23 protein-coding genes, 1 tRNA gene and 1 pseudogene are annotated in these 25,224 nt (G+C 62.5%); 11 read left to right on the forward strand and 14 right to left on the reverse strand.

Going from position 1 to position 25,224, the window contains the following annotated elements; all coding sequences use genetic code 11:
* Positions 1-7: 7 nt before the first annotated feature.
* Positions 8-808: a hypothetical protein gene (locus ACSFDB_RS15835; protein WP_440771900.1), complete on the reverse strand. Its 801-nt coding sequence runs from the start codon at positions 806-808 to the stop codon at positions 8-10.
* A 144-nt stretch (positions 809-952) separates the two neighbouring features.
* On the opposite strand from ACSFDB_RS15835, the gene ACSFDB_RS15840 reads away from it, so the two are divergent.
* Together ACSFDB_RS15840 and ACSFDB_RS15845 are read left to right on the forward strand one after the other, a co-directional pair.
* Complete coding sequence (locus ACSFDB_RS15840) at positions 953-2,740, forward strand: ABC transporter ATP-binding protein (protein WP_440771901.1); 1,788 nt, start codon at positions 953-955, stop codon at positions 2,738-2,740.
* A 266-nt stretch (positions 2,741-3,006) separates the two neighbouring features.
* The gene (locus ACSFDB_RS15845) at positions 3,007-3,540 is read left to right on the forward strand and encodes a hypothetical protein (RefSeq protein ID WP_440771902.1); all 534 of its coding nucleotides are present in this window, start codon (positions 3,007-3,009) and stop codon (positions 3,538-3,540) included.
* A gap of 271 nt (positions 3,541-3,811) precedes the next feature.
* On the opposite strand, the gene ACSFDB_RS15850 is transcribed toward ACSFDB_RS15845, so the two are convergent.
* Positions 3,812-3,885 (reverse strand) — tRNA-Val (locus ACSFDB_RS15850).
* A 60-nt stretch (positions 3,886-3,945) separates the two neighbouring features.
* On the opposite strand from ACSFDB_RS15850, the gene ACSFDB_RS15855 reads away from it, so the two are divergent.
* Together ACSFDB_RS15855 and ACSFDB_RS15860 are read left to right on the forward strand one after the other, a co-directional pair.
* A complete protein-coding gene (locus ACSFDB_RS15855; protein WP_440771903.1) occupies positions 3,946-4,440 on the forward strand; it encodes a DUF192 domain-containing protein in 495 nt (164 codons plus the stop codon).
* Between the two features lie 92 nt (positions 4,441-4,532).
* Entirely contained in the window at positions 4,533-6,473 is a 1,941-nt protein-coding gene (locus tag ACSFDB_RS15860; RefSeq protein WP_440771904.1) for an ABC transporter ATP-binding protein, read from the forward strand.
* 68 nt (positions 6,474-6,541) lie between these two features.
* On the opposite strand, the gene ACSFDB_RS15865 is transcribed toward ACSFDB_RS15860, so the two are convergent.
* The 3 genes from ACSFDB_RS15865 to ACSFDB_RS15875 form a co-directional block, all read right to left on the reverse strand.
* Entirely contained in the window at positions 6,542-7,393 is an 852-nt protein-coding gene (locus ACSFDB_RS15865) for an ABC transporter permease subunit (protein ID WP_440771905.1), read from the reverse strand.
* The gene (locus tag ACSFDB_RS15870; RefSeq protein ID WP_440771906.1) at positions 7,390-8,361 is read right to left on the reverse strand and encodes an ABC transporter ATP-binding protein; all 972 of its coding nucleotides are present in this window, start codon (positions 8,359-8,361) and stop codon (positions 7,390-7,392) included. Before ACSFDB_RS15870 ends, ACSFDB_RS15865 begins: the two co-directional genes overlap by 4 nt.
* Before the next feature lie 136 nt (positions 8,362-8,497).
* Positions 8,498-9,130, reverse strand: a complete 633-nt coding sequence (locus ACSFDB_RS15875; RefSeq protein ID WP_440771907.1) for a TetR/AcrR family transcriptional regulator — start codon at positions 9,128-9,130, stop codon at positions 8,498-8,500.
* A gap of 239 nt (positions 9,131-9,369) precedes the next feature.
* On the opposite strand from ACSFDB_RS15875, the gene ACSFDB_RS15880 reads away from it, so the two are divergent.
* Complete coding sequence (locus ACSFDB_RS15880; RefSeq protein WP_440771908.1) at positions 9,370-9,969, forward strand: YIP1 family protein; 600 nt, start codon at positions 9,370-9,372, stop codon at positions 9,967-9,969.
* A 48-nt stretch (positions 9,970-10,017) separates the two neighbouring features.
* On the opposite strand, the gene ACSFDB_RS15885 is transcribed toward ACSFDB_RS15880, so the two are convergent.
* The gene (locus tag ACSFDB_RS15885; RefSeq protein ID WP_440772250.1) at positions 10,018-10,362 is read right to left on the reverse strand and encodes a DUF5789 family protein; all 345 of its coding nucleotides are present in this window, start codon (positions 10,360-10,362) and stop codon (positions 10,018-10,020) included.
* Positions 10,363-10,821: 459 nt separating this feature from the next.
* Positions 10,822-11,370 (reverse strand): annotated as a pseudogene (locus ACSFDB_RS15890) (phosphatase PAP2 family protein); the annotation flags it as partial.
* Positions 11,371-11,493: 123 nt separating this feature from the next.
* Between ACSFDB_RS15890 and ACSFDB_RS15895 the strand changes: the two are divergent.
* Positions 11,494-12,231 (forward strand): creatininase family protein, encoded by a 738-nt coding sequence (locus ACSFDB_RS15895; protein ID WP_440771909.1) that lies wholly within the window; start codon positions 11,494-11,496, stop codon positions 12,229-12,231.
* 45 nt (positions 12,232-12,276) lie between these two features.
* On the opposite strand, the gene ACSFDB_RS15900 is transcribed toward ACSFDB_RS15895, so the two are convergent.
* Both ACSFDB_RS15900 and ACSFDB_RS15905 read right to left on the reverse strand, forming a co-directional pair.
* Entirely contained in the window at positions 12,277-12,765 is a 489-nt protein-coding gene (locus ACSFDB_RS15900) for a DUF5790 family protein (RefSeq protein ID WP_440771910.1), read from the reverse strand.
* A gap of 426 nt (positions 12,766-13,191) precedes the next feature.
* Complete coding sequence (locus ACSFDB_RS15905) at positions 13,192-13,554, reverse strand: dihydroneopterin aldolase family protein (RefSeq protein WP_440771911.1); 363 nt, start codon at positions 13,552-13,554, stop codon at positions 13,192-13,194.
* A gap of 145 nt (positions 13,555-13,699) precedes the next feature.
* Here ACSFDB_RS15905 and azf point away from each other — a divergent pair, with 145 nt between their 5' ends.
* Positions 13,700-14,443, forward strand: coding sequence for an NAD-dependent glucose-6-phosphate dehydrogenase Azf (gene azf, locus ACSFDB_RS15910; protein WP_440771912.1), 744 nt, complete (start codon positions 13,700-13,702; stop codon positions 14,441-14,443).
* A 129-nt stretch (positions 14,444-14,572) separates the two neighbouring features.
* Positions 14,573-15,544 carry an aldo/keto reductase gene (locus tag ACSFDB_RS15915; protein WP_440771913.1) on the forward strand — a complete coding sequence of 324 codons (972 nt, stop codon included), beginning with the start codon at positions 14,573-14,575 and terminating at the stop codon, positions 15,542-15,544.
* A gap of 142 nt (positions 15,545-15,686) precedes the next feature.
* On the opposite strand, the gene ACSFDB_RS15920 is transcribed toward ACSFDB_RS15915, so the two are convergent.
* From ACSFDB_RS15920 to ACSFDB_RS15930, 3 genes are all read right to left on the reverse strand, one after another.
* The gene (locus ACSFDB_RS15920) at positions 15,687-16,301 is read right to left on the reverse strand and encodes a DUF309 domain-containing protein (RefSeq protein ID WP_440771914.1); all 615 of its coding nucleotides are present in this window, start codon (positions 16,299-16,301) and stop codon (positions 15,687-15,689) included.
* Between the two features lie 362 nt (positions 16,302-16,663).
* A complete protein-coding gene (locus ACSFDB_RS15925) occupies positions 16,664-17,758 on the reverse strand; it encodes an aminopeptidase (protein ID WP_440771915.1) in 1,095 nt (364 codons plus the stop codon).
* A 155-nt stretch (positions 17,759-17,913) separates the two neighbouring features.
* Positions 17,914-18,639: a queuosine precursor transporter gene (locus tag ACSFDB_RS15930; RefSeq protein ID WP_440771916.1), complete on the reverse strand. Its 726-nt coding sequence runs from the start codon at positions 18,637-18,639 to the stop codon at positions 17,914-17,916.
* A gap of 342 nt (positions 18,640-18,981) precedes the next feature.
* Between ACSFDB_RS15930 and ACSFDB_RS15935 the strand changes: the two genes are divergently transcribed.
* The 3 genes from ACSFDB_RS15935 (at position 18,982) to ACSFDB_RS15945 (ending at position 21,927) form a co-directional block, all read left to right on the forward strand.
* Positions 18,982-19,176 (forward strand): cold-shock protein, encoded by a 195-nt coding sequence (locus ACSFDB_RS15935; RefSeq protein ID WP_006087767.1) that lies wholly within the window; start codon positions 18,982-18,984, stop codon positions 19,174-19,176.
* Between the two features lie 544 nt (positions 19,177-19,720).
* Positions 19,721-19,993: a PadR family transcriptional regulator gene (locus ACSFDB_RS15940; protein ID WP_006087766.1), complete on the forward strand. Its 273-nt coding sequence runs from the start codon at positions 19,721-19,723 to the stop codon at positions 19,991-19,993.
* A 914-nt stretch (positions 19,994-20,907) separates the two neighbouring features.
* Entirely contained in the window at positions 20,908-21,927 is a 1,020-nt protein-coding gene (locus ACSFDB_RS15945; protein WP_440771917.1) for a DUF8471 domain-containing protein, read from the forward strand.
* A gap of 107 nt (positions 21,928-22,034) precedes the next feature.
* Here the strand turns inward: ACSFDB_RS15945 and ACSFDB_RS15950 are convergent, their stop codons facing one another.
* Complete coding sequence (locus tag ACSFDB_RS15950) at positions 22,035-23,552, reverse strand: flippase (RefSeq protein ID WP_440771918.1); 1,518 nt, start codon at positions 23,550-23,552, stop codon at positions 22,035-22,037.
* A gap of 2 nt (positions 23,553-23,554) precedes the next feature.
* Positions 23,555-25,186 carry an alkaline phosphatase family protein gene (locus tag ACSFDB_RS15955; RefSeq protein ID WP_440771919.1) on the reverse strand — a complete coding sequence of 544 codons (1,632 nt, stop codon included), beginning with the start codon at positions 25,184-25,186 and terminating at the stop codon, positions 23,555-23,557.
* Between the last annotated feature and the right edge of the window lie 38 nt (positions 25,187-25,224).

Genomic DNA, 25,224 nt, shown 5'->3' on the forward strand with positions numbered 1-25,224 from the left:
CGTCCACTCAGCCGTCGGCCTCGGCCAAGTCGCGGAGGTCGGGGTGGTCGGGAACCGTCCCCGATCGGGCGCAGTCGTCTCGATGGATCATCCAGTCTCGGTGGCGAACGAGGACACCCACGGGAATTGACTCGAGACCCAGCAGTTTCGCGATGGCCAATCGGTGGCGACCGTTGACGAACAGAAGGTCGCCGTCGCGACCGACGTCGACGAGCACCTCTTCGGTGACGCCGAGCAGGGAGCCGTAATCGAGGTCTCGCTGGGACCAGTAGCCGTCGCGTTCGATCCGCTCGTAGAGCGAATCGATCGCCGCACACCGGTCCAGAATATCCTCGCGGGAGGTCAGACTCCGCCAGGACGGGTCACCGGCGTCCGCCAGTTCGAGACAGCGCTCGACGAACGGGGTCTCGGTCCAGTCGAGGCCGTCATCGAAATGCGCACGCATCGACTCGAAGAAGACGCTCTCGGTGAACCGATCGGCTCGGTACAGATCGTACCGCTCCCGGTAGTCGTCGTCGACGATCGCCACGTCGTCGGTGCGGTCCCAGTCGCCGTCGCGAACGGTACCGAGCTGTGCCGCTTTCTCGTGGTAGGGAGGATAGGGACGACCGGTGAACGATCGAACGTTGACCGGATCGACCGTCAGCGTCGCGAACGGGTCCGGCGGGTGATCGAACGGACCGAAGTCGTCGTCGACCGTTCGGCGAATGTACGCGTTCTTGACCGGCGAGGGGACGTCGAACGGCAGATCGGCGTAGACGCGCTCTATGGTCCGAGTCGGCAGCGACGACCGATCGGGCAGTGACATACGGCGGGAAACGTCCTGTCGGCGCAAAAGATGGCAGAATCGTTCACGGTCCATAGTCGAATACTACCATCGGGCGTGAACACTCTCTTCTCGGATAACGTTCCCATAACAATACCGTCTCGAGCAGTCGTACGAACCGAATTCATGTCTACCGAGGATCTCACGCGTCGCGAGAAGCTCCGGGGGTTGTACCTCGTTGCGACCTATCGGCCGGCACTCACCGTCTTTCTCATCGTCTTCAGCGGGATCGTCGCCGTACTCGAGGGCGCCGGGGTGAGCTTCATCATCCCGATCATCGAGATGGCACAGGGATCGGGCGAGGCCGCCGCTGACGACGAACTCGTCGGCGTCTTCCTGACCGCGTTCGAGTTCGTCGGGATACCGTTCACGCTCGGCTACATCGTGCTGACCGTCAGCGCGGTGATTACCGTCCGGTATCTCGCGTCGTTCGCCGTCGGCTGGATGCGCGTCTGGCTGCGGACCCACTACGTTCGCGACCTCCAATCGCAGGCCTTCCGGAGCGCGCTCGACGCTCGCGTCGCCTACTTCGACAAGGAGGGCTCCGACGACGTCCTCAACGCGATCGTGACGCAGGCGGAGTACGCCGGGAAGGTGATCCGGGACTTCGTTCGCTTCTTCGAGCAGGTGCTCCTGATCGGGATGTACCTCGCCATCGCCTTCTACATCTCGCCGCTCATGACCGTCGTCGCCGGGGTCGCCATCGTCTCCCTGACCTTCCTGGTTCGACACGTGCTCGAGGGCGGCTACGACGTCGGCGACCAGGTGGCCGACGCGAACGAGGGGATCCAACAGAGCGTCCAGACGGGAACCCAGGGGATCCGGGACGTGAAACTCATCGGGAAACACGACGAGATCTACGACACGTTCTCCACGCACCTCGAGCGCTTCACGAACTCGTCGATCAAACTCGGCCGCAACGAGGCCGCGATCGGCTGTGCGTACAACCTCGGCATCGCCGTCATGGTGTTCGGCCTAATCTACGTCTCCATCACGTTCGCGGACATGTCGCTCGGCGCGCTGGCCGCGTTCTTGTTCATCATGTTCCAGCTCGGCCCCCGCGTCAGCAATGCGAACGAGTACTTCTACAAGGTCGAAGGTCGGCTTCCACACCTCGTCCGAACCCAACAGTTCATCGAGGAACTCGAGGCGAACCGGGATCACGAGGGCGGCGACCGTCCGGTTCCGGAGACGCCGACACCGCTGGCGTTCGAAGACGTCTCGTTCTCCTACGAACCCGACGAGCAGGTGCTGGACGACCTCTCCTTCCGCGTCGACGACGGCGAGTTCGTCGCGTTCGTCGGCCAGTCCGGCGAGGGGAAATCGACCATCGCCGCGCTGGTCGCTCGCCTCTACGAACCCGACAGCGGCGAGATCACCGCCAACGGCGCCCCGATCGACGAGTTCGATACCGACGAGTGGCGCTCGCGGCTCGCGTTCGTGCGGCAAGACCCGTACATCTTCAACACGACGCTCCTCGAGAACGTCACGGCCGGGAACGCAGACGCCTCCAGAGAGGAGGTCGAAGAGGCCTGCGAGATCGCCCAGGTCACCGAGTTCCTCGACGAACTGCCCGAGGGCTACGACACCGAACTCGGCGACGACGGGGTCCGCCTCTCCGGCGGCCAGCGCCAGCGCGTCGCCCTCGCCCGCGCCCTGCTCGAGGACGCCGACATCCTCGTGTTAGACGAGGCGACGAGCGACCTCGACGCGAACATCGAACGCCGCGTCCAGGACGGCATCGAGGAGATGTCCCAGGAGTACACGATCCTCGCCATCGCCCACCGCCTCTCGACGGTTCGGGACGCGGATCGGATCTACACGCTCGAGGACGGCACCATCGCCGAACGCGGTGAACACGGGCAGTTGCTCGAGATGGACGGCGCGTACGCGGAGCTGTACTCGGCGCAGTGAAGCGGGCTCGAGTACCGTGAGTTGCGGACGCTCGAGTTGGGGTTGTCGATTCGTCTCGAATCACATCGGACGGGAGGATCGTTTTCGGGGACCTATCGCGACGGGGTAGCGGAAAGGCAGGTCGATATTCTCGGTGGTGAATCGAGGGCACCTAACGGCACGTACAAGGCAAGCAGGAACCGGTACTCCTCTCACTCTCCTCAGTAACTGTAACACAGGTTCAGAGCGGGATTATGTTTATACGTTAGTATAAATTAGAGTGAATAATGAGGCGACTCGTTCGTACAATGGTCATTCCGTTTTTTATGGCGCTCTTCCCGGCAGTGTGGTACATCAATCGTAACGTGACGACGGAGCGGCTACCACCCTACACGGAGCCCACCACAGAACTGGTCGCAGTTGCTATCGGCGTTGCAGTTTTCGGTTCGATCGTGTTTGCTGCAGTTGTAGCACTTTTCTGGCAGCAGCGCAGCGAGACTGAGCAGTATGCGTTACCGTACCGTCAACGGGTGTTTCAGCCAGACAATACCGCTCTCGCCGTATTCGGTATTTTCATAGCTGTTTCTTTCGTCTGGGCGCTCATCGAAATGGCTGGCACTGGGCCGGCATGGCTCGGAGAACTACTACAGATAATTCTTACTCCGCTAGCTATTCCCCTAGTAGTTCTTGCACCGCTTGCAATACAGTTTCACTGGGCAGTGATTCTTGGACTCGTTCTCTGTGTCCTTTGGATGTCTCTTTTGGGAACCATTTTTTCAGATATCGTCCATCACCGATCACTCCCTCTACTCAATAACTGACTTGCCTGTTGTGCCGGTCTTCACATCCTGTGTGGTATCCTGTTACTTCTATTTCCCTGAGGATGCATCTGTGATCAATTCGCCCAGCCGATGAGCGAGCGTTTCACCCGAAATACAAATCCGGGGCGTAACGGCGGACGAGTTTTCGGCGGTGGGCTCGAGCGGGTTCGAACTACGCCCGAGAACCTGCGCCTGCGGCGCAGAACCTCGGTCTAGTTCGAACCGCCCTCGCATACATTTCTGTGGCTCGCGGTATTGCTCGCCACAGAAATGGGCTCGGGCGGGTTCGAACCACCGACCTCGGCCTTGTAAAGGCCGCGTCATAACCAGCTAGACCACGAGCCCGTATGCCGACCAAATCCCCCCGTCCGAATAACCTTTACTTTCTCACGCCGCAGGAGGGGTATGGTCCTCGAGCGGGTCTGGAAGTCGCTCCTTCTCCTCGTCGCCGTCTCCCTAATCGCCCTGCTGATCCTCCAGCTGGGACTGATCACCCCGCCCTGGGCCGAGGAGCAAGCCGAGGTCCGCGTCCTCGAGGCCGACACCGGCGACGAACTCGCCGTCGTCGACGCGGAGGTCGCGGACACCCGCGCCGAGCGCTACACCGGGCTGAGCGATCACGACTCGCTCGCCGACGGCGAGGGCATGCTGTTCGTCCACTCGAGCGAGGGCGAGCGAACCTACGTCATGCGCGAGATGGACTTCGACATCGATATCATCTTCGTCGACGCCGACCGCGAGATCACGTCCATCGAGGCGGCCCGCGCACCCGAGGCCGACGAGGACGGCGAGGAGCTCGAGCACACCGGGCAGGCCCAGTACGTCCTCGAGGTGCCGCGAGGCTACGCCGACGAGATGGGGATCGAACCGGGCGACGAGATCGAAATCGAGTACCGATGAGTCGCACGCGAGACCGACCGAAACACTACCGACGGCTGGGGTGTTTCGGTTCGTAGCAACCCTTATTGGCAACGGTCCCCGAACCGAACGCAATGGAGGACGTCGACTGGGACGATGACGATCCCTTCGAGGAGCAGCGCGAACAGGTCGAGAGTCCGATGCGTCGCTTGCTCTTCGAGTACGGTCGTCCCTACTGGTTTTCGGCTACCGTCGGGCTGATCTCGAGCGTGCTCGCGCGGGCGCTGGATCTGTTGCCCGCACTGTTGCTCGCCGTCGCGATCGACGCGATCTTCGGCGAGGCGGCCTTCGCCGAGCAGGTCCCGCTCGTAATCTTGCCCGAAGCCTGGTTGCCGGCGACGCGCGAGGGACAATTTTGGTTCGTCGCCGCCGCCATCGCGGGCTCGTTCGCCCTCGGCGCGATCTTTCACTGGCTGCGCAACTGGGGCTTCAACGCCTTCTCACAGGACATTCAACACGACGTCCGAACCGCGACCTACGACAAGATGCAGCGTCTGGACATGGAGTTCTTCGCCTCGAAGCAGACCGGCGAGATGATGTCGGTCCTCTCGAACGACGTCAACCAACTCGAGCGCTTCCTCAACGAGGGGATGAACTCCGCGACGCGGCTGATCGTGATGGTCGTCGGGATCTCATTTCTCCTGTTCTGGCTCAACCCGCAACTCGCGCTGGTCTCGCTTGCCCCCGTCCCGCTGATCGCGATCTTCACCTACATCTTCGTCAAGAAGATCCAGCCGAAGTACGCCGCCGTCCGCTCCTCGGTCGGGAAGGTGAACTCGCGACTCGAGAACAACCTCGGCGGGATCGGCGTCATCAAGTCCTCGAACACCGAGCCCTACGAGTCGGACCGCGTCGAGGACGTCTCGAAGAAGTACTACAATACGAACTGGGAGGCCATCTGGCTGCGCATTCGATTCTTCCCGGGCCTCCAACTCATTTCGGGGATCGGGTTCGTCCTCACGTTCGTCGTCGGGGGCTACTGGGTCTTCACCGGCACCGCGCCGGGGCCGTTCACGGGGACGCTTCAGGAGGGTGTCTTCGTCGCTTTCATCCTCTACACGCAGCAACTGGTCTGGCCGATGGCCCAGTTCGGACAGGTCGTCAACATGTACCAGCGTGCGGAGGCCTCGAGCGAGCGCATCTTCGGCCTGATGGACGAGCAGGGGCGGATCGAACGCGACGAGGGGGCCGCGGATCTCGAGGTAACCGAGGGCCGCGTCGAGTACGAGAACGTCGAATTCGGGTACCAGCAGAACGAGCGAATCATCGACGACGTCTCGTTCGACGTCGCGGGTGGCGAGACGGTCGCGCTCGTCGGCCCGACGGGGGCCGGAAAGTCGACCGTTCTCAAACTCCTCCTTCGACTGTACGACGTCGACGACGGAGCCATCCGGATCGACGGCCAGGACGTCCGCGAGGTATCGCTGCCGAGTTTGCGCCAGTCGATGGGCTACGTCGGCCAGGAGTCGTTCCTCTTCTACGGCACCGTCGAGGAGAACATCACCTACGGCACCTTCGACGCCTCCCGCGAGGAGATCATCGAGGCGGCGAAGTCCGCCGAGGCTCACGACTTTATCCGGAATCTGCCCGACGGCTACGACACGATGGTCGGCGAGCGCGGCGTCAAACTCTCGGGCGGCCAGCGCCAGCGCGTTGCCATCGCCCGCGCGGTGCTCAAGGATCCCGACATCCTCGTGTTGGACGAGGCGACCAGCGACGTCGACACCGAGACCGAGATGCTCATCCAGCGCTCGATCGACGATCTGACCGAAGAACGAACCACGTTCGCCATCGCCCACCGCCTCTCGACGATCAAGGACGCCGACCAGATCCTGGTGCTCGAGGGCGGTGCGGTCGCCGAACGCGGCAGCCACGACGAACTGCTGGAGAACGGCGGGCTCTACTCGCACCTCTGGGGCGTCCAGGCCGGCGAAATCGAGGAGTTGCCACAGGAGTTCATCGAACGCGCTCAGCGCCGGACCGCCCGTACGGAAGCCGGCGATGACGACGACTGATCGCCGGTCGAGCGCGATAGAATAGCGGTGCCGTCACCGAAAGCGATTTTCTCGAGATCGGTCGACGGTTAGCTGAGTATGGTCCGATTGAACCGGTAGTAGCCGATCGCGAGCGGGACCAGGATCCACGCGGCGACGAACACCCAGGCGAACCAGGGCTCGAGGTAGAACGGAACGTCACCGGCGAGCCGATCCGCCGGCGGGACGGTCTCGACGCCGGCGATATCGACGAGCGTCCCGGAGATCACCGCGAGCGGCTCCCAGATGCCGAGTCGTTCGACGAAGAGGTACCAGGTTGGGAGATCGGTGGTGCCGGGGAGTTCTCGCTCGAGGAGCCAGTAGATCGCCATCGGGACGGCCCACCAGAGCCAGTCGGTGACGATGTAGATACCGAGCACGCCGGCGACCGCCTTCGCGCGAGTGCTGACGCTCGCGGAGACGCCGACGGCGAGAGAGACGTACACTAATCCGATGAGCACGGAGAACGCGAGGAGACTGACGTAGGTCACGACGTCGAACCCGTCGTAGAGGAGGGCGATCACGATGCCGCCGACGACGAAGCCGATCACCGTCGGAACGGCGACGACGGCGGCTCGACCGAGCACTTTCCCGACGATCACGTCGAGACGGGTGTTGGGCAGCCCGAGCAGGAACCGAATGCTGCCGGATTCGCGTTCCCCGACGATAGCCTGATAGCCGACGACGAGCCCGATGATCGAGATCATCGTCACGACCACCGTAAAGAGGAAACTCAGCGCCTCGTCGAACCCGGGGGCCGGTCCCTGGCCGGGGGTGTGAATGAGGTGCGGAATCGACGAGATGCCGGCGACGAGCAGGACCATCAGCGCAGAGAGGATCCAGAGCATCATCGATCGGCTCGCGTCCGCGAAATCCTTCCGCGCGATCTGCATCCAGCTCATGCGTCGACCTCTTCGAGAGCCGCTTCGGCTCGAGACGCTCGAGCATCGCCGCGGTTCGCACCGTCACCGGTGGTAAACGCAGCGAACAGATCGTCGAGTGAGTGATCCTCGGCGGTGATGTCGGCGATCACGCCGCCCGCATCCTCGACCGCGTTGATAACCACGGCCTTCGACCGCGGGTTCGACACCGACGTCACGATGTCCGTGCCCTTGACGCGGACATCAAGGACGCCGTCGACCGGCTCGAGTCGCGAGACGATCCCGTCGGGGACGGCGTCGACGGTCAAGGTGAGTCGGGACTCGGCGTCGAACTGGTCTTTCAGCGCGCCGATGGAGTCCTCGGCGACGAGTCGGCCGCCGCTCATGATCCCAACGCGGTCGCAGATCGCTTCGACCTGTTCCATGATGTGACTCGAAAAAAAGACCGTCGCGCCGCGATCGAGTTCCTCTTGGATGATCGCGCGCATCTCTCGAGCTCCGTTGGGGTCGATCCCGGAGGACGGCTCGTCGAGGATGAGCAACTCGGGGTCGCCGACGAGCGCCATCGCGAGCGCAACGCGCTGTTTCATCCCCGTCGAGAAGCCGCCGGCCTTGCGGTCGGCGGCGTCGGAAAGTCCGACGCGTGCCAGGAGGTCGTCGGGGTCGTCCGCCGCTCCTTTCGTGTCGATGGCGAACTGGACGTGCTTTCGGGCGGTCAGACGGTCGTACATCCCGAAGTCCTCCGGGAGGACGCCGATCGACTGGCGGATGGCGAGCGACTCGTCTTCGATGTCGTAGCCGAGTACCGTCCCCGATCCCGACGACGGGGGCGTAAAGCCGAGCAGCATGTTGATCGTCGTCGATTTCCCCGCGCCGTTCGGGCCGAGAAAGCCGTAGGCCTCGCCGTCTCGAACGTGGAGGTCGAGCGACTCGACGGCGACGACGTCACCGAACCGTCGGGCGAGTCCGCTCGTCTGGATAGCTGTCATTGAATCACTTCTAGTTTACCAAGCGGGAAACATCATAACTGTGACGATCGGTTCGTCGTGGAATCAACTGCCGCATCGATCCGTAGAATGTACGCGACGACGTCCGGTGGAGACTCGAGATGCGACTGTTCGGCGGTCAATCCGTCGCAGGCGAGGGTTCAGCAGGGTTCAGCTGGGCGATGACGAGTCGATCGATCATCTCTCGCGTTTCGAGGAGCGCGTCGTCGTTGCCGAGAAAGATCTTCTTGCTCTGTGCGCCGGTGATGAGGTCGTCCAACACTTTCGCGAGTCGGAGCGTGTCGACGTCGTCGAAGACGCCCTGTTCGATACCTCCCTGCATGATGGTGTCAAAGTGATCGATGAGTTCGTCGGTGAGTCGATTGATTAGCACCTGATGATCCCGGTTGTGGTGGGACTGCGCCATGATTTCGTACATCGCGGTCACGAACATCCAGTAGTCGAAGTCCGCTATCGCTTCGCCCAGGAGAACCCGGTCGATTTCGTCGTTCAGTTTCGCCAGCGGGTCGTCACCCGGCGAACTGTCTAACTCCCGGGTGTACTGATCGACGAGGACCGAAAGCGTCTCAGTCACCAGTTCGTCTTTGCCGTCGAAGTAGTGGTGGATGAGCTGGCGACTCTTCGGAAACTCGGCGTCGATATCGCGGACTCGCAGGTCGAGGTAGCCCGTCTTGGAGAGCGCGAGGAGCGTCGCCTCGACGAGTTCTTCGTACGTGTCGTCCGGAATCGATGGAGGGGATGGTGTGGTCATCGGCGGTCGGTCGTGACCTACGAGTAGCAACCCAATCGACTTGAACTGTTCTCACCGCGGTCTCCGACCGCTGGCCCCCTCGGTCATCGACACGCAGCCATCGCACGGCGACGACCGGTCGTCGAACCTGACGATGCGAAAAACGGACGGTGTCAACACAAATATCGGCACATCTCGGCGTTCGTATTACGCCCTACAGGCACCGGAACAGATATTGCATTCGATCCGTCACATCGGGTATGCCGCCGCGAACACCGCTGTTCGATCCTGCGGGCTTCTTCGGAACGCGTTCCGAGACCCTGAAGCAGGGACTGGGCGTCTTCGCGGCGTACACCCTTCTGGAGGTCGCCTGGCTTTCCGTCGTTATCTGGCAGCTTTTCATCCCCGACAACACGCCGGCGATGACGCTCAATCTGTTACTCACGTCGGCGACCCTGGGCAGCATCGCGTTGCTCGTCGTCGCCGCGAGCATGCACTTTGGAAGCGGGGGTGCGAACACAAACGGATCGCTCACCGACGCGGTCGCCGTCGCCGGGTGGGCGTACGCACCGAATATCGTCGTATTCGTTCCGACGATACTCTACGGCTGGCGACAGCTTCAGCAGCTGCCGTCCACCACTTTTACGCCCGAAGAACTCGCCGCCGATATCGCCGCCGTGCCGGCGCTGAGCGAACTGGCGGCCGTGCGACTGCTCATGACATTCATCGCGATCCTCTGGAGCATCTATCTTCTCACGTACGGGATCTCGAGAACGCACGCCGTACTGCCCAAAATTACCGTTGTCCCGGCGTTCTTCGTCGGGATCGGGTCGTTCGTACTGCTGGTTTTTGGCCCGTAAACTCGCGTCGGTACGAGCTACCCGAGCGAACGACCGCCAGCGAGGACCTCAGAACGACTCCTGGCCTTCCTGATCGTCCTGATCCGGTGCGCCCTCGTCCTGGCGGTCCTCGCCCGCTGCGGGGGGCGTGCGGTCGCTGTAGTTCTTCCGTCCGATGGCCTCGTCGCCGACCATGTTCATGATCGCCTGCTCGACCTCGCCGTAGTCTCGGTACTCGTCTTCGTTCAGCGGGCCGATGACGTCCTCGAGCGTCTCCGTCTCGCCATCCATATCGATCTCCCCGTCACCGTAGCGCTCGAGCAGTTCGTCCTCGCTCATCGGATACTCCGCGGACTCGAGTTCGTCGCCGAGCTCGCCGAGTTCGACGCCGAGCTGTCGGTTATCGTCGGTCATACGAAAACTGTCGGCAGGGCGTCGGAAACCGGTTGGCCCTGCGTTCGCCACTCGCGAGGACGCCCGCAACGGGGACGACAATCGCGGCCGAATCACCGCCGGCGCGACGACGAGTGCACCGAGCCCGGCGGCCGGACCGACCGATTGCAGCCCGCCACCCACGACGACGAGCGCGACGAGAAGTCCGAGCGCAACCGTCGCCGACTCCGCGTGATACGCGGGCCGTGCAGACGAGGGCCGATCGCGGCGAGGACGGGCGAACGACCAGACCGCCAAGCCGCCGGCCGCCAGCGCGGCGTACGCCACCGACCGACCCGCGGCGCCGCTGACAGCAATCGCGACGAGCGCGAGACCGAGCGCCAACGCGAAGGCGGTCGTCGTGCGATTGGCCGGCGAGCGCTCGAGCAGCCACCAGACCGTCACGAGGTAGGCAACCCCAAGGGCGACTCCGGCGACGATATCGCCGGGGTAGTGGACGGCGAGGACGACCCGCGAGAGGCTCACTGCGAGCGCGAGGACGCCCGCAACCGCGAGTCGACTGCGACGCGTGCCGAGGGGGATCGCCAGCGCCAGCGCTCCGTAGACGACAGTGGCCCCGACCGCGTGGCCGCTCGGAAAGCCGTAGCCGCCCAGCGTCACCGTCGAGACGTACGTCGACTCGAGCGCCGTCGGTAGCGCGCTCGGGGTCGCCGCGACGAGTTCCGGCCGCGGCAACGCGAAGAGATATTTTAGCGCGGTCATCGCGGCTAGCCCGCCGATGACGACGCCCACGAGCCAGACGGCGGGCGCGCAGTGGGAGCGCGTTGCGGCGGACTCGGTCCCCGGCCCCACATCCGGTGACTCGAGTCCAGCGGTCGTTCCTCGCCACGTCAACAGCCACGACGCCACGATCGCGATCGAAACGACGGTCGCGACATCGCCGAGGCGGGTCACGAGTGCAGCGAGCAGGAGCAGCCACTCCGGAACGGAGCCGTGGAGGGCCTCGAGAACGTCGCCGCCGCGATACATAGCGTCGAATTCCACGTACCGCCGGATACCGTCGGGACCGGCAGGGGCAAGAGCACTAAATAGGGGCGGAAACGGGTCGCGGCCACCGGGAGTTTCTTGGCTGCTCCGTGGGAGTACTCCCGCATGAACCTACGCGACGCGACGTGGACGGACGTTCGCGACTGCGAGACCGATCTCGCGGTCGTCCCCGTCGGGAGTACGGAACAACACGGTCCCCACGCGCCCCTCGGGACGGACGTTATCGCCGCGGAGGCGGTCGCCGACGCCGGGATAGCCCGCGTCGACCGCGAGGTCGTGCGCGCGCCGGTGATTCCGGTCGGCGTCGCCGAGGAGCACCGCCAGTTTTCCGGGACGATGTGGGTCTCCGACGAGACGTTCCGGCGCTACGTCCGCGAATCCGTCGAGAGCCTCGCCCACCACGGCTTCGACCGAGTGGTCCTCGTCAACGGCCACGGCGGCAACGTCGACGCCCTGCGGGAGGTCGGCGGCCGGCTCACCCGCGACGGCGACGCCTACGCCGTCCCGTTCACCTGGTTCGAGGCCGTCGGCGAACACTCCGCCGAGATGGGCCACGGCGGCCCGCTCGAGACCGCCCTGCTTCGCCACTGCGAGCCCGACCTCGTTCGCGAGGATCGGATGGACGAAGCACAGACCGGACGAGCCGACGGCTGGGGCGAGTGGGTGAGTTACACGAATCTCGCCTACGATTCGGCGGAGTTCAGCGAAAACGGCGTCGTCGGCGATCCCGACGCGGGGGACGAACGGCGCGGCGAGGAACTGCTCGAGCTAGCGGGCGACGCGCTGGCGCGACTGTTGGAGGCCGTCGCGGAGCGAGACGTCTCGCGACCCGAGCGTCGATAACGGGCTCGAGCGTGCCGATAGTCGACGATCGTATCCGACTCGAGATTACTCCTCGTCTTCTTCCTCGGCGTCGTCTTCGTCGGCGTCGTCTTCGTCGGCGTCAGCCTCCTCCGCCTCCTCGTCGTCCGCGTCGTCCTCGACGGGACCGGCGTCTTCGAGCGTGCCGCGAAGGGCCGGGATCGTCGAGGTGAGTTCGCCGACCTGTTCGCCGGCGTCGGAGATGTCCTGGATCGCCTCCTCGAGATTTCCGATCTCCTCCTCGAGGTCGTCGGCGTCCTCGAAGGCGTCGGCTCGCTGGCCCATCGTGAACCACTTTTTGGCGTCGCGGAGATTGTCTTCGGCGTCGCCGGCGTTCAACGCCGAATTCAGTCCGTTGAGCACGCCCAGCACGTTGTCGGCGTCGGTCTCCCAGACGTCGTCGGCGCTCGGCAGCGCGTCCCAGGCCTCCTCGAGCGAGGCTTCGACGTCTTCGCGCATCTCGTTGGCGGCTTCGCCGAACAGTTCCTCGTCGTCGCCGAATGTCGCTTGGCTCATGTAATTCCCTTCACGGTGACTGGGGTTAAAAGGTCGCCCGAAAGTGAAAGTGAAAAGCGACTCGAGCGGGCCGATATCGACCGAACGGCAGCGAAGTTTCGAAAGGGAGGTCGATCGGTCTCGAAGACGGAACGGACGTGGCGCGGGCAGAGTTCGAACCGTTCAGTACAGGTGAAAGCGTTGCCAGCCGGACCGATCAGGCTCCGTGCGGTGGCGCGCGCTGTCGGTCGGCCGAACGAAAGTGAGGCCGGGCGACGAAAACGTGCGAGGGATGAGCGAGTGAACATCGTGAACGAGCGAATCGGTTGGGGAGGGTGTGGCACTCATCGTTGCCAGCAACTGCAGAACACTCGTTTCCGTTAGCCTCGTTTCGCAACACGAGCGTTCACTACGCCCAACAAGTGAGCGAAAGCCCTCGAAGTCGCACTACCGACCCCGAACCGACGCCACGCGCATCAGGGGATAGCCGCCTTCCATCGCCATCCGCGTGACGACCTCACAGCCCTCGTAGTCGACGACGATCTCGACCTCGAGGAATCGACCGGTCAGTTCGGTGTAGTCGGCCGCCGAATCGGCGAGTTCGGCCTCGAGTTCGTCGACCAACACGTCGACGGTCACGTCGGTACAGTGGGGTTGATTCTCGATCGAGTCCTCCATCGCCCGCGCGAGGCTCGCGGCGCTATCGGGCGAGACCGGCGTCCCGGCGAACTGGTGGTAGAGCGTGCCGAACTTGATGCCGGCCTCGAAGCAGGCGGCCTCGGCGACTGTGGGGTCCGTCTCGCTGGTCATATGAAAGCCCTCGAGTGCGGTCGGCAAGGGGATTGCGATGCGGACGGCCTGTCGCGTCGTTCCGCGTGACCGAAGGGTGCGACAACCACTCGAACCGACTCGGAACCGCATGGTTCTTATCGTCGCTTTCCCTCCCACCGAACGAATGGCACAGTCGGTCCTGCTGACCGGAGCTGCGGGGCGCGTCGGAGAGGCTATCCTCGAGGGCCTCGCGGACGACCACGAGTGGCGCTTGCTCGATCGTGATCCGCCGACGGAGGACTACCCGGGCGAGTTCGTCGTCGCGGATATCACCGAAGAAGAGACCGTCCGCGAGGCGATGGAAGACATCGACGTCGTCCTCCACCTCGCGGGTGATCCCCGTAAGACCGCGCCGTGGGACAGCGTCCTGACGAACAACATCGACGGGACCCAGACCGTCTTCGAGGCCGCCGTCGACGCCGGCGTCGAGAAGGTCGCGTTCGCTTCCTCCAACCACGCCGTCGGGGCCTACGAGACCGAGGAACGGACGCCGGACATGTACCGGACCGACGACGACTACCTGCTCGACGGGACGGAACTCCCCCGTCCGGGGAACCTCTACGGCGTCTCGAAGGTCGCCGGCGAGTCCCTCGGGCGCTACTACCACGACGAGTACGGCCTCTCAGTCGTCAACGTCCGCATCGGAAACCTCACCCGGGGCCACCCGCCGATCGATTACGAGCGCGGGCAGGCGATGTGGCTCTCCTACCGCGACTGTGCACACCTGTTCGATCGTTGTATTCGAGCCGACTACGGCTACGAAATCGTCTACGGGATTAGCGACAACGACCGGAAATATTACTCGCTCGAGCGCGCGAAGGAGGCGCTGGGCTACGAGCCCCGAGACAACTCCGCGCACCACGACTGATACCGGCCGTTTCGTTCTTCGCCGAGCACGACTGACGCCGGCCGCCGTCGTTCTCCCCACCGTAATCGAAAGCCGGCACCCCGACCTCGAGCCGCGACGTTTTAACGGTCGGCGGACGCAGCAACTCCTATGGAGTACACGACGCTCGGGTCCACCGGCATGTCGGTCAGTCGCATCGGGCTCGGCTGCATGAGTTTCGGCAGCGGCCGCGACTGGATGCTCGACCGCGAGGAGAGCACCGAACTCATCGAGCGCGCGATCGATCTCGGAATCAACTTCTTCGATACGGCGAACGTCTACTCGACGGGCGAGTCCGAAGAGATTCTCGGCGACGCGCTCGCGGGCTACGACCGCGATTCGCAGGTCGTCGCGACGAAGGTGTACGCCGAGATGGACCCCGACAACCCAAACTCGAGCGGCCTCTCCCGGAAGACCATCGAGCAGGAACTCGAGGCGAGCCTCGAGCGACTCGGGATGGACACCGTCGATCTCTACCAGACCCACCGCTGGGACTACGACACGCCGATCGACGAGACGCTCCGAGCGCTCGACGACGCCGTCCGACGGGGGAAGGCCCGATACGTCGGCACCTCCTCGATGTGGGTCCACCAGTTCGCCGAGGCCCTGCAGACGAGCGACGACCTGGGACTCGAGCGCTTCGCGACGATGCAGAACCACTACAACGCCTTCTACCGCGAGGAGGAACGCGAAATGTTGCCCCTCTGTGAGAAGGAGGGGATCGGCGTCATCCCGTGGTCGCCGCTGGCCCGCGGCGTCGGCACCCGCCCGCTCGAGGCCCTCGAGTCGACGACGCGTGGGCAGACGGACGAGTACCTCGAGCAGATTCCGTACCTCCAGGGCGGCGGTAAGGAGATCAACGAGCGAATTCAGGAACTCGCCGCCGAGAAGGGCGTCACGATGGCCCAGATCTCGCTGGCCTGGCTGCTCCACAAGGAGTGGGTCGACGCCCCCATCGTCGGCACGACCAGCGTCGAGCACTTGGAGGAGGCCGTCGAGGCCATCGAACTGGAGCTCTCGGCGTCGGATATTGCCTACCTCGAGGAGCCGTACGAGCCGCTGCGGATCGCCGGCCACGAGTAATCAGTCGGAGACCGAAACCCTGTTTTTGCCGTCCCAGTCGAACCGCTCCTGAAAGGAGACGGCGACGTGGACCAGCGCGAGCGGGACGGGCACTTCGAGTCGACGGGCCGATTCGGTCGCGAACCGAACCGGCCAACCGCCGTCAGAACAGCCCTTCGACGTCGGTCTCTCGAGCCGCCCGCCGATCGACGTGATCCGTGAGTCGCTGGTAAACGATGCCCCGATGCTCGTCCTCCCGAACGAAATCGAACAGGAGCGTGATGAACCGGCTACCGTCGTCGCCGGCCTCGAGATCACGACGAGCGTACGTTCGGGCCTGTTCGACCGGTGCCTCGTCGTAGCCAAGTTCTTCAGCGAGGACCGTTGCGGCGACCGCGGTCGGTTCGAATTCGAGATTCGCGAGCGTTGGCACCGATCCGTCGTGTTCGAGCCGAATCGGTCGCCGACGCTCGAGCAGTTCCGGATCCGCCGCGAGGGCCTCGAGGAACGATCGCACCGGTGTGAGCGCAACGTCGCGGTAGTCAGCGGGCAGTCCGTCGAGATACGTGCGGGCGCTTTCGGCCAGCCCAACCGCGCCTTCCCAGTTGCGGCCGCGGGCGTGGTGGACCGCGGCCGTGAACTGGATCAACCCGTGGAGCAGCCGCTCGTCGTCGGTGCCGGCCTCGAGGTCGAGCCAGTACTCCTCCCAGGCGTCGTGGGCGGCGTGATAGAAGCCCGCGTTGTAGATGGCGGCGCCAGCCCGAAGCTGATCGCGCATAGTCGGTGTAAGCACTCGAAAGGGGTGAGACTGTCGGATGGTACGAACACCGAAGACGGTGATCGCCGGATACGTACCGCCTCCGGCGGGGCGGGCAGACAACTGAAAGGGAATACGCTGCCCACCGATGCTCAGTCGGCGGCAGCGTCTGGGACGAGCAGCGAGTCCCGACCGGTTACTTCGCCGCCACCGGTCATGGCGGTACTCGATTCCAACGAGGATTCCCTACATTATTATGCAGCCGCTTCGCCGTTTCATGGTATGGGTTGACAGCGCATAAGAGGGTATTAACAGGCTGCTACTGTCGTTTGTAGTGACTAACATGCGAATGTGAACGAAGCGCAGAATCCGCAGATTGCGAGTTACTCGAAGCCGTCTTCCCACCGAAAGCGGCCATTACGCTGGACGACGGTCCCGTCGACCTCGAGTCGCGAGTCCTCGCTGACGTCGGTGATCATGTCGACGTGGACCGCGGAGTCGTTGCCGGACTCGCCGTCGGGGAGGTTCGAGTCGTAGGCCCGGCCGAGCGCGAGATGGATCGTGTCACCCATCTTCTCGTCGAAGAGGATATTGTCCGTGTAGCGGTCGATGCCGCGGTTCATGCCGATGCCGAGTTCACCGAGTCGGCGGGCACCGGCATCGGTCTCGAGGATCTCCGCGATCACGTCCTCGCCCTGCTCGGCGTCGTAGTCGACGACCTCGCCGTCCGCGAACTCGAGACGAACGTTTCGGACGGATTCGCCGTGGAGCGTCATCGGGACGTCGAAGGTCACCTCGCCTTCGGTGGCGTACGGCGCGGTGAACACCTCGCCGCTGGGAAGGTTGTGCGAGTCGTACGCGACCGATGCGGCGCTGTTGACTGCCGTTCGACCCTCGATCTGCATCGTGAGATCGGTTCCGCTCGAGACGAGACGAACGTCGGAGCCGTCGTCGAGAATATCCTTCATCCGGCCCATCTCTTCGGCTAAGGCCTCCCAGTCCCGAAGGATCGCGTCGTACGCGAACTCTTGGTACTCCTCGTAGGCCATGTTCGCCTGCTGGGCGAGCGACCGGGTCGGGTGGACCGTCGACACCCAGCGAGTGTCCATACGGGCCTCGCGAATCTCGCTTCTGGCGCTGCCGTAGGCCTGACGGGTCTTCCCCGGCACGTCGGCCGTCGCGCTCGTGTTGCGTCCGCCGCCGAGCGAGAGGTAGACGTCGGCGTTTTCCACCAGTGCAAGCTCGTGCGCCGGGTTCTCGTCGAACTCACCGTCGTGTGCGCGAAGATACGCGCGGGTGATCTCGCCGGAGTTGTACGTCGCAAGTAGGTTCGCCCCCCGTTCACCGAGCGCTTCGGCGACCGCCACCGCGAGTTCGTGAGCGTCGGGTCCGACGGCGAGCACGACGTCGTCGCCCGCCTCGACGCGGGCACTCCAGTCGACCAGTACCTCGGCGTGTTCGCGTACGCGTTCGTCCATATCGATCCCTCTCGAGGCCGGTTACTATAGTAGCCACTGAAACGATTTACACACCGAACGCAACGTCGCTCTGCGATCGGGTGTGCATTGACTTTCAGTAGCTACTATAACCGTCCTCGTTCGACGCGAAACGGAGACGGGCGGGAACGTCTCGATCAGGCGACCGTCGTCTCCTCGTCGGCCGTCGCCTCGCGCGAGCGGACGAACGAGACGACGGCGTAGACGATCGGCGTGTCGACGACGGCGATGGCGAGTTTCAACAGGTACTGGCCGATCATCAGCGCCAGCAGTTCGCCGACGCCGAGGACGGGACCGACGCCGAGGAGAGCCGGCGCGAGCGAGAAGGCGATGGCCACGAAGATGACGGTGTCGATGGCCTGGCTGCTCGCCGTCGAGGCGACGTTGCGCAGCCAGAGCTTCTCGCGGCCGGTGTAGTCGCGGATCCGGTGGAAGACGATCACGTCCCAGTTCTGGCTGACGACGTACGCGAGCAGGCTGCCGAGGACGATGTTCGTCGACGCCCCGAGCACGTCCGCGAACATCCCCGGGTCGATGCTGGTCTCGGCTGCTGGGGCTGCGATGGTCGACCAGACGAGCACGAGAACGACGAAGTTCATCGCGAAAGCGACGTTGACGACGATCTGTGCCGCCCGTCGGCCGTACAGTTCCGCATAACAGTCGCTGGCCAGAAAGGTCAGCGCGTAGGCGAGCGCGGCACCGGGAAGCACCAACTCCGCGCCCGTGACCGGAAGCGAGAACGCGAGCACCTTCGAGGCCGTCAGCTGCGCCGTCACGAGCGCCGTCACGAACAGCCCGATCAACGCCACCTGCGCGACCGTCGGGCCGGTGTGTGACTGCGACGGCGAGTTCGACTCTGTCATGCACGTCGCGTATCAGCGGAGCCACCTAAACGATTCGAGACGGTCTCGAGAGCGCCTCGAGCGGCTCGTTGGATCGGACCGATCGGTTCACGAAGCGATCGTCGGGTGTATGTGAGCAAACGTATCACTCGTGTACGAGTGAAACCGGTCAGAAACACCCCCTGAACGGGCATTTCTCACGGTTGTGGGAGTTTTGTGGTCAGACTATAGATAGTTCTAAAACGCGCAATTTGCGGCTTCAATAACGCATTCGCGCGCGTTTCACTCGAGCGTGTGTCTGTCTCCCGAGAGGACGAGTATAACACAACTGTTATACGTGACCCGGCACTCTCTTGGATTGCAATGGCGAAAGGAAACGTTGATTTCTTCAACGACACAGGCGGCTACGGTTTCATTTCGACGGACGACGCGGACGATGACGTTTTCTTCCACATGGAAGACGTTGGCGGTCCGGACCTCGAAGAAGGCACAGACATCGAATTCGACATCGAACAGGCCCCCAAGGGCCCCCGCGCCACCAACGTCACCCGCCTCTAACACGGCTCTACACGTTCGGTAGCGGATTTCACAATCCAATACACATTCTTCGGTAGACTACACGGCAAGCGACCGCGATAGCGACGGAGTGGTCGCTCGAGTATCGCGAACATCGACGAGTCGCTCGTTCGCGTACCATCGCTCCCGATACTCGAGTGGCTTCCTCCCGCTCGTGGCCGGCGCGGAGGACGGCCGTCGGCGAACGTCCATCGTTCCAGTACGTTCACAGCTGCTAGTACGTCCGCAGAAACGAAGCGATCGTTTCACGATCCGTTCCATCCACTTCAATAGTAAGCGGTCGTTGACTGTCTCGCACGGCTAAAACTAGCCCGCAGAGACGCGAGACGCACAGATGCGACACTCCGAGTGACGAACCGCCAGCAAGCGGTGTGACGACGCGCGTCGCTCGTAGTCACCTGTTACCGACAGTGAAACAGAATATCACTGTAATTATCTCAGTTAGACCGTACACACAGTCGAGAAACAGTTGATACGAGAACGATAACAAATAGTCGAACAGTTGGTGTGTCGGTGTGGTTGCAACATGGACGATCTGACCGGATTTCAACGCGATCTGCTGTACGTGATCGCCGGAGCCGACGAGCCGTCTGGCCAGGAAGTAAAAGACGAAGTCGAGAAGTATTACAACAGCGAGATCAATCACGGCCGGCTGTATCCCAATCTCGACACGCTCGTCAACAAAGCGCTCGTCGAGAAGGGACAGCTCGATCGCCGAACGAACTACTACGCGATCAGCGACAGCGGCCTCGAGCAAATCGAAGACCGGAGAGAGTGGGAACAACAGTACATCGAGTAATCGAATTCGAGCCGACCGACTGAGCGGCGCGTGACAGTCGATGTCGTGTAGGCGTTTCACCGTCGCACGACGGCGGCCACTCGGGGCTTCAGCGGTGGCTCGAGCGAGGCGATCGCCGACGGGACGAGCACCATCTGACGGGGTTCGTCGGGTACACTCTCGGTCTCTCACGTTTCGGTCTCTCGCAGTCGAGGAACAGTCCTCGAGACGACCGGTCCGGCGGTCGCTTCGAAGGGGACAGGAAGCGACGCGTACCTCAGTATCGGTCAGCGTGTCACGCTCGAGACACGCTCTCCGTAGCGATGGGGACGGTCGCTGTTGTCCCGTAGACGCGCCAGACCGCTCGAAAGCGTACGCTCCGCAGTGTTCGTACGCGCTCGAGGTATCAGCCGACGGCCACGGTGTAATCGTCACGCCGACCGCCCCGTTTCGGCTACTAATTTCGAAAGCAGGCAGGGATCCGAAACCAGTGGCTGGTTCGGGTCGGGTTTGACACCCTTTGTTTCCGAAACAGCAAACGAGTGTTCCGGACGATTCGGTACCGTGCTATCGGCCGAGTCGGTTTCGACTACGCTTTGAGTTTTTGCGGATGGGCCCTAACGGAGAACGTCCGAGCATTCGGAATCGATGCGATTGAAGGCACACCGCCACGGAACGGAGAACACCTGCTGACTGGTGCGTTCCGACGCTTGATCGAGGCCGGGGAATTAGTTCGCGGTGTTGTCTCGGAGGAGTTTGGGTGGACGTTGCATATCCGTGGGACCTGACGCCTGTTACGCGCCACCGAGAGTCTCATCGAAGCCGTTCGCGTTGTCGAGATCGCTGCCTCCGAGTGCTGAACGTCGCACAATACGACGTTGCAGCCGCGGAGCGACGCACGCCATTTATGCCCATGCCTGTGCTACGTGTTTTGAATGGTCGATGCTAAATCCCTCCGGCTTTTTCTCCCCCGCCAGATACGGGAGTTGCCGGCGGATTTAGTGGTCGTCCTCATCGTTGTCGCTGCAACCAACGCCGCGGCGTTGCTCCCCGTCGTTCGGGAGACGCCGATTCGAATTCCACTCGGACTCGTATTCTTGCTTTTCCTCCCCGGGTACGCGTTCGTCGCTGCCCTCTTTCCGGAAGCGAGCGAGCGATCCCGTTCCGGTGACGTGACCGACGGATCGACCCCCCTCGGAACGGCGAGTCCCACTGGTATCGAACGAGGTGCGCTCTCGTTCGGTCTGAGCGTTGCCATCGTTCCGCTGATCGCACTCCTTCTCGATCTCACGCTTCGGGAACCCACCCTCACGTCGATCCTGATCGCGACCAGCATGTTCGTCGTTCTCCTCTCGATCATCGCGGGAGTCCGGCGATGGAATCTAACACCAGAACGTCGCTTTACGATCCCGTACCGTACGTGGATCGAATCCGGACGAGCGACGGTCTTCGAATCGAATAGCCGTGGAACCGTGATCGTGAACGTGCTACTGATCGTTTCCGTCCTTCTCGCCCTCGGTACGGTTAGCTACGCGATTGCTCTCCCACAGGACGGCGAACGATTCTCGTCGGCGTACATCTTGACCGAAGACGACGGAGAGCTCGTCACCGACGGCTATCCGACCGAGTACGACGGTGAAGACGCCCAGGAGATCGTGTTCGGAATCGACAATCAGGAACACCGAACCGTCGAGTACACGACGGTCTTCGCGATACAGGAAGTCGAGGTCCAGAACGACGAAACGATCGTCGTCGAACAGGAGGAACTCGAGCGGTTCGACGCGGAGCTGGCACACGGCGAGAGCTGGCACCACGAGCACGAAATCGACCCGCCGATGACCGGTGACGACCTTCGCCTGGTGTGGCTGGTGTATCTCGATAGAGAGCCACCGGAGGAACCGACGCTCGAGAACGCGGATCGTTCCGTCCACCTCTGGATCGAGGTCGACGAATGAGCACGGTTCGCGACCAGTGAGACGGACTGCTGTAAGTCGTTGCCGGTGCAACCGGAGAACGAGTGATGGTTGCACCGGTAGATCTTCCGGCAGACCGTATGAGCGACTCACTGATCCGGTATCAACCGACGGATTATCGGAATTCGGCGCTGGATAATCGCCTCGAGAAATTCGACGAATACCAGATCGTACGACTCTAACGATCGGCTAGCGATCACGATACCGACCGTCAACGCAGTCACCACGATCGCGAACGCGACAATAGTGAGCGCGTTGATGGGAGCTACCGTCCGGAAGAGAAATCCAAACGGCAGTAACACGAGTGGAAGTGATACGACCGCTCTAAGAGCGGTTCGCGTGAACGGCTTCACGTCGAACTTCCATGACAAAAACCCGTAGATGAGTATGTTCAGGGCGACGTACGATATGGCGGACGCAACGGCCGCCCCGACGAACCCGTACAGCGGAATAAGGACGATGTTCGCGATCACGTTGACGATGAACGCAGCGACGTTTGTCACCAGAATGAATTTCGTGTAGCCGAACGCGGCGAGCGTCTCGCGATTGCGTCCGACCGCTGCGTTGATGAAAAACCCGACGGAGAGAATTGCGAGCGCGATCCCGCCGGCGGAGTACTCGTCACCGAACGTAAGCGAAATGATTTCGCCAGGGAACACGACGAACAGGACGAAGATTGGAAAGGTGAGAACGTACGTCCACTTAGAGGTCATCGTATACAACGTTCTGACTCCGTCGAGATCGTCTGTGTTGTCCAGTCTGGAGGCGACGGGGAGGTACAGATATCCGAACGTGCCGAGCAGTAATACCAGGGCACCGGCGAGCGGATACGCCGTGTTATAGATCCCGACTTCGGCCGATGGACGAAAGTAGCCGAGCATGAGGGTATCCGTCCTCGCAAGAAGCGTCGAAACGACCGTGGAGACGACCAGCGGGCCCGAAAATAGCGTCATCTCCTTTATATGAAGGGTGAACGAACCGACGAGTTTCATAAATCGACGGAGAAGATAGAGCGTGAGCGCCGTAGTCAGTACTGCGGCGAGCAGATAACTGTACCCAGCGGCGAGGACGTCCATACCCAACGCCAGGAGAACAGCGAGAGTGAACAACCGAATACCGGGGTAGCCGACGTCTTCTGCGAGGATTTTGTATCGAGTGTTTTCGAACCCGCGAATCGCACTCACGCCGAGGCTAAACAGCACCACGAACGGGATCGTAAGCGTGAACAAAAACAGCAACCGCACCGATCGGGCGTCTTCGAACAACAGGCCGACGAGGGTTTCGTCGAACGCTAGCAGAAGTATGCAGATGCTGCCGGCGATAGGAAGCGTGACGACCAGCCCCGTTATCCAGGTCCCTCTGATGTCCGCCGGACTATCGTATCTCGCCATAAAACGGGGGATACCCTGTTGAAAACCAGCCAGAGAGAGTGTAATCGCGAGCATCGTCAGGTCGAGCGCGATACTGAACTCACCGTACGCGTCAGCCGTCAACACCCGACCGAGAAGAATTCGCTCGAACAGGATCACAACGGAGCCAAAAATCGTTCCGACGAAAACCAATCCGGCGCTCGAGAGAACCTTTTTCAGGTCGAGTTCGCGGTCCATCGTCAGAGATAGCCGAGGTCACTCAATCGATCCCGAACTTCGTCTTGGTCCTGGTCGTATCCCACCTCCCGTTCTATCGAGACGTCGTACGCTTCGACAGTCGTCGGGACGGTCAGGAGATCGTCGCGAGCGTCGCCGGTCATCCGTTCCGGAACGGGATACCCCAGTACCGACATCGCTATCGGCGCGATGTCGACGAGATCGATCCGACCACGTTCGTCGGTGTTGGTGAACCCCGGCCCGGACCCGATAAAGACCCCCGTGCGCTTGTGATCGTATGTCGACGTGGGGGAGAACTCCACCCCGTGCAATTTCGTCGAAACGGTGTGGTTCATCTCAGTCGGTAAGAACAGCACATCGCACGCCCGCTCGCTGTACGGCCCCGTGTAGAGCTCCTCTCTCGGACAGACGAATTCGAACGCCTTCTCGCCGGTCGGCGTCCGTACCGAAGCGAGGAGCGCGATGATTTCGCTCCGGACGTCCTCGTACGCCGACCGAGGGACGACTCCCGCTGGGTCGCGACCTTCGAGGTTGAGTCGAATCCCCTGCTCGGAGCCGTGACGGCAGTAGGCCACAGAGTCCGCCCACAGCACGTTTCGTTCGGACCCTTTCCACAGTTGCTCCGGAAGGCGTTCGATGAGTGGCTCCCCCAGTCCGAGTCGATCGGCAACGTTGTACAGTTTCGCCGGTGGGAGTCCGATCGCAGCGCTCGCTTTGAAGCCAGTCCGAAAGAGCGTCGAAAGTGGACCCCCCTCCTCGGCGTTCGCCGCGCGTTCGATATTTACGTCACCCGGACCGGTACTATCGACGCTCGAGGTGAGGTACCCGTTGTTCTCCAGGATCTGATTGACGTGTATCTTATAGCCGTCTACCGGTCCCATCCCGTGATCCGAGCAGACGATGATGTTCGTCTCGTCATCGACCGCGTCACGAAGCACCTCGAGTGCATCGTTCGCGGCCGCGTAGACCCGTCTGAAATGGCTTGGATCGCTCGAGTTGTGAAATACTGCATCGGTCTTCTGAAACTGGACGATCGCGAGCTGCCACGGATGAGCGTCCAGCAAGTAGGCTCCAGCGCGGGCGCGCATCTCGAGTAAGTCGACGTAGCCGGCTACCCGCTTTTCGGCGTCGGTCGTCGATTCGTGCGTCGAATAAATACGATACTGTTCGCCGATCGCTTCCGAAACGTCGTCGCGAATTTCCTCCGGATACCCCGGTTCGTCGGCCGGAGAGAGGTATCCCGGAATCAGTACGCCGTCCAGTGGCTCTGCGGGATGGGTAACTGGGAGGTTCAGTACCACTGACGGAATATCGAGCGCCGTGAGATAATTCCACAGTGCGGGAGCACGAACGTCGGCTCTGGTAACCGTTCGTGCAGTATCCGGATAGGAACCGTCGTAGTCGAAAAAATCGAACACCCCGTGGTGGTCCGGCGAGACGCCCGTGTACATCGATGGCCAGGCGCTCGCCGTCCACGGCGGATGCGTGGATTTCAGTCGAGCGGCCGTCCCGTCTTCCCGAAGCGAGTTGATCTCGCTGAGGTCGTCCGCAAATCGATCGAGGTATCGCCAGTCCATGCCATCGAAGCCGACGATAAGCGTCCGATTTCCGGCATCCTCATTGTTATTGATCATTATTGGTGATGGGGTTAGACCGTCACAGAGCGTGTGCA

The organism is Natronorubrum amylolyticum, assembly GCF_052040145.1.
Taxonomy (GTDB): domain Archaea; phylum Halobacteriota; class Halobacteria; order Halobacteriales; family Natrialbaceae; genus Natronorubrum.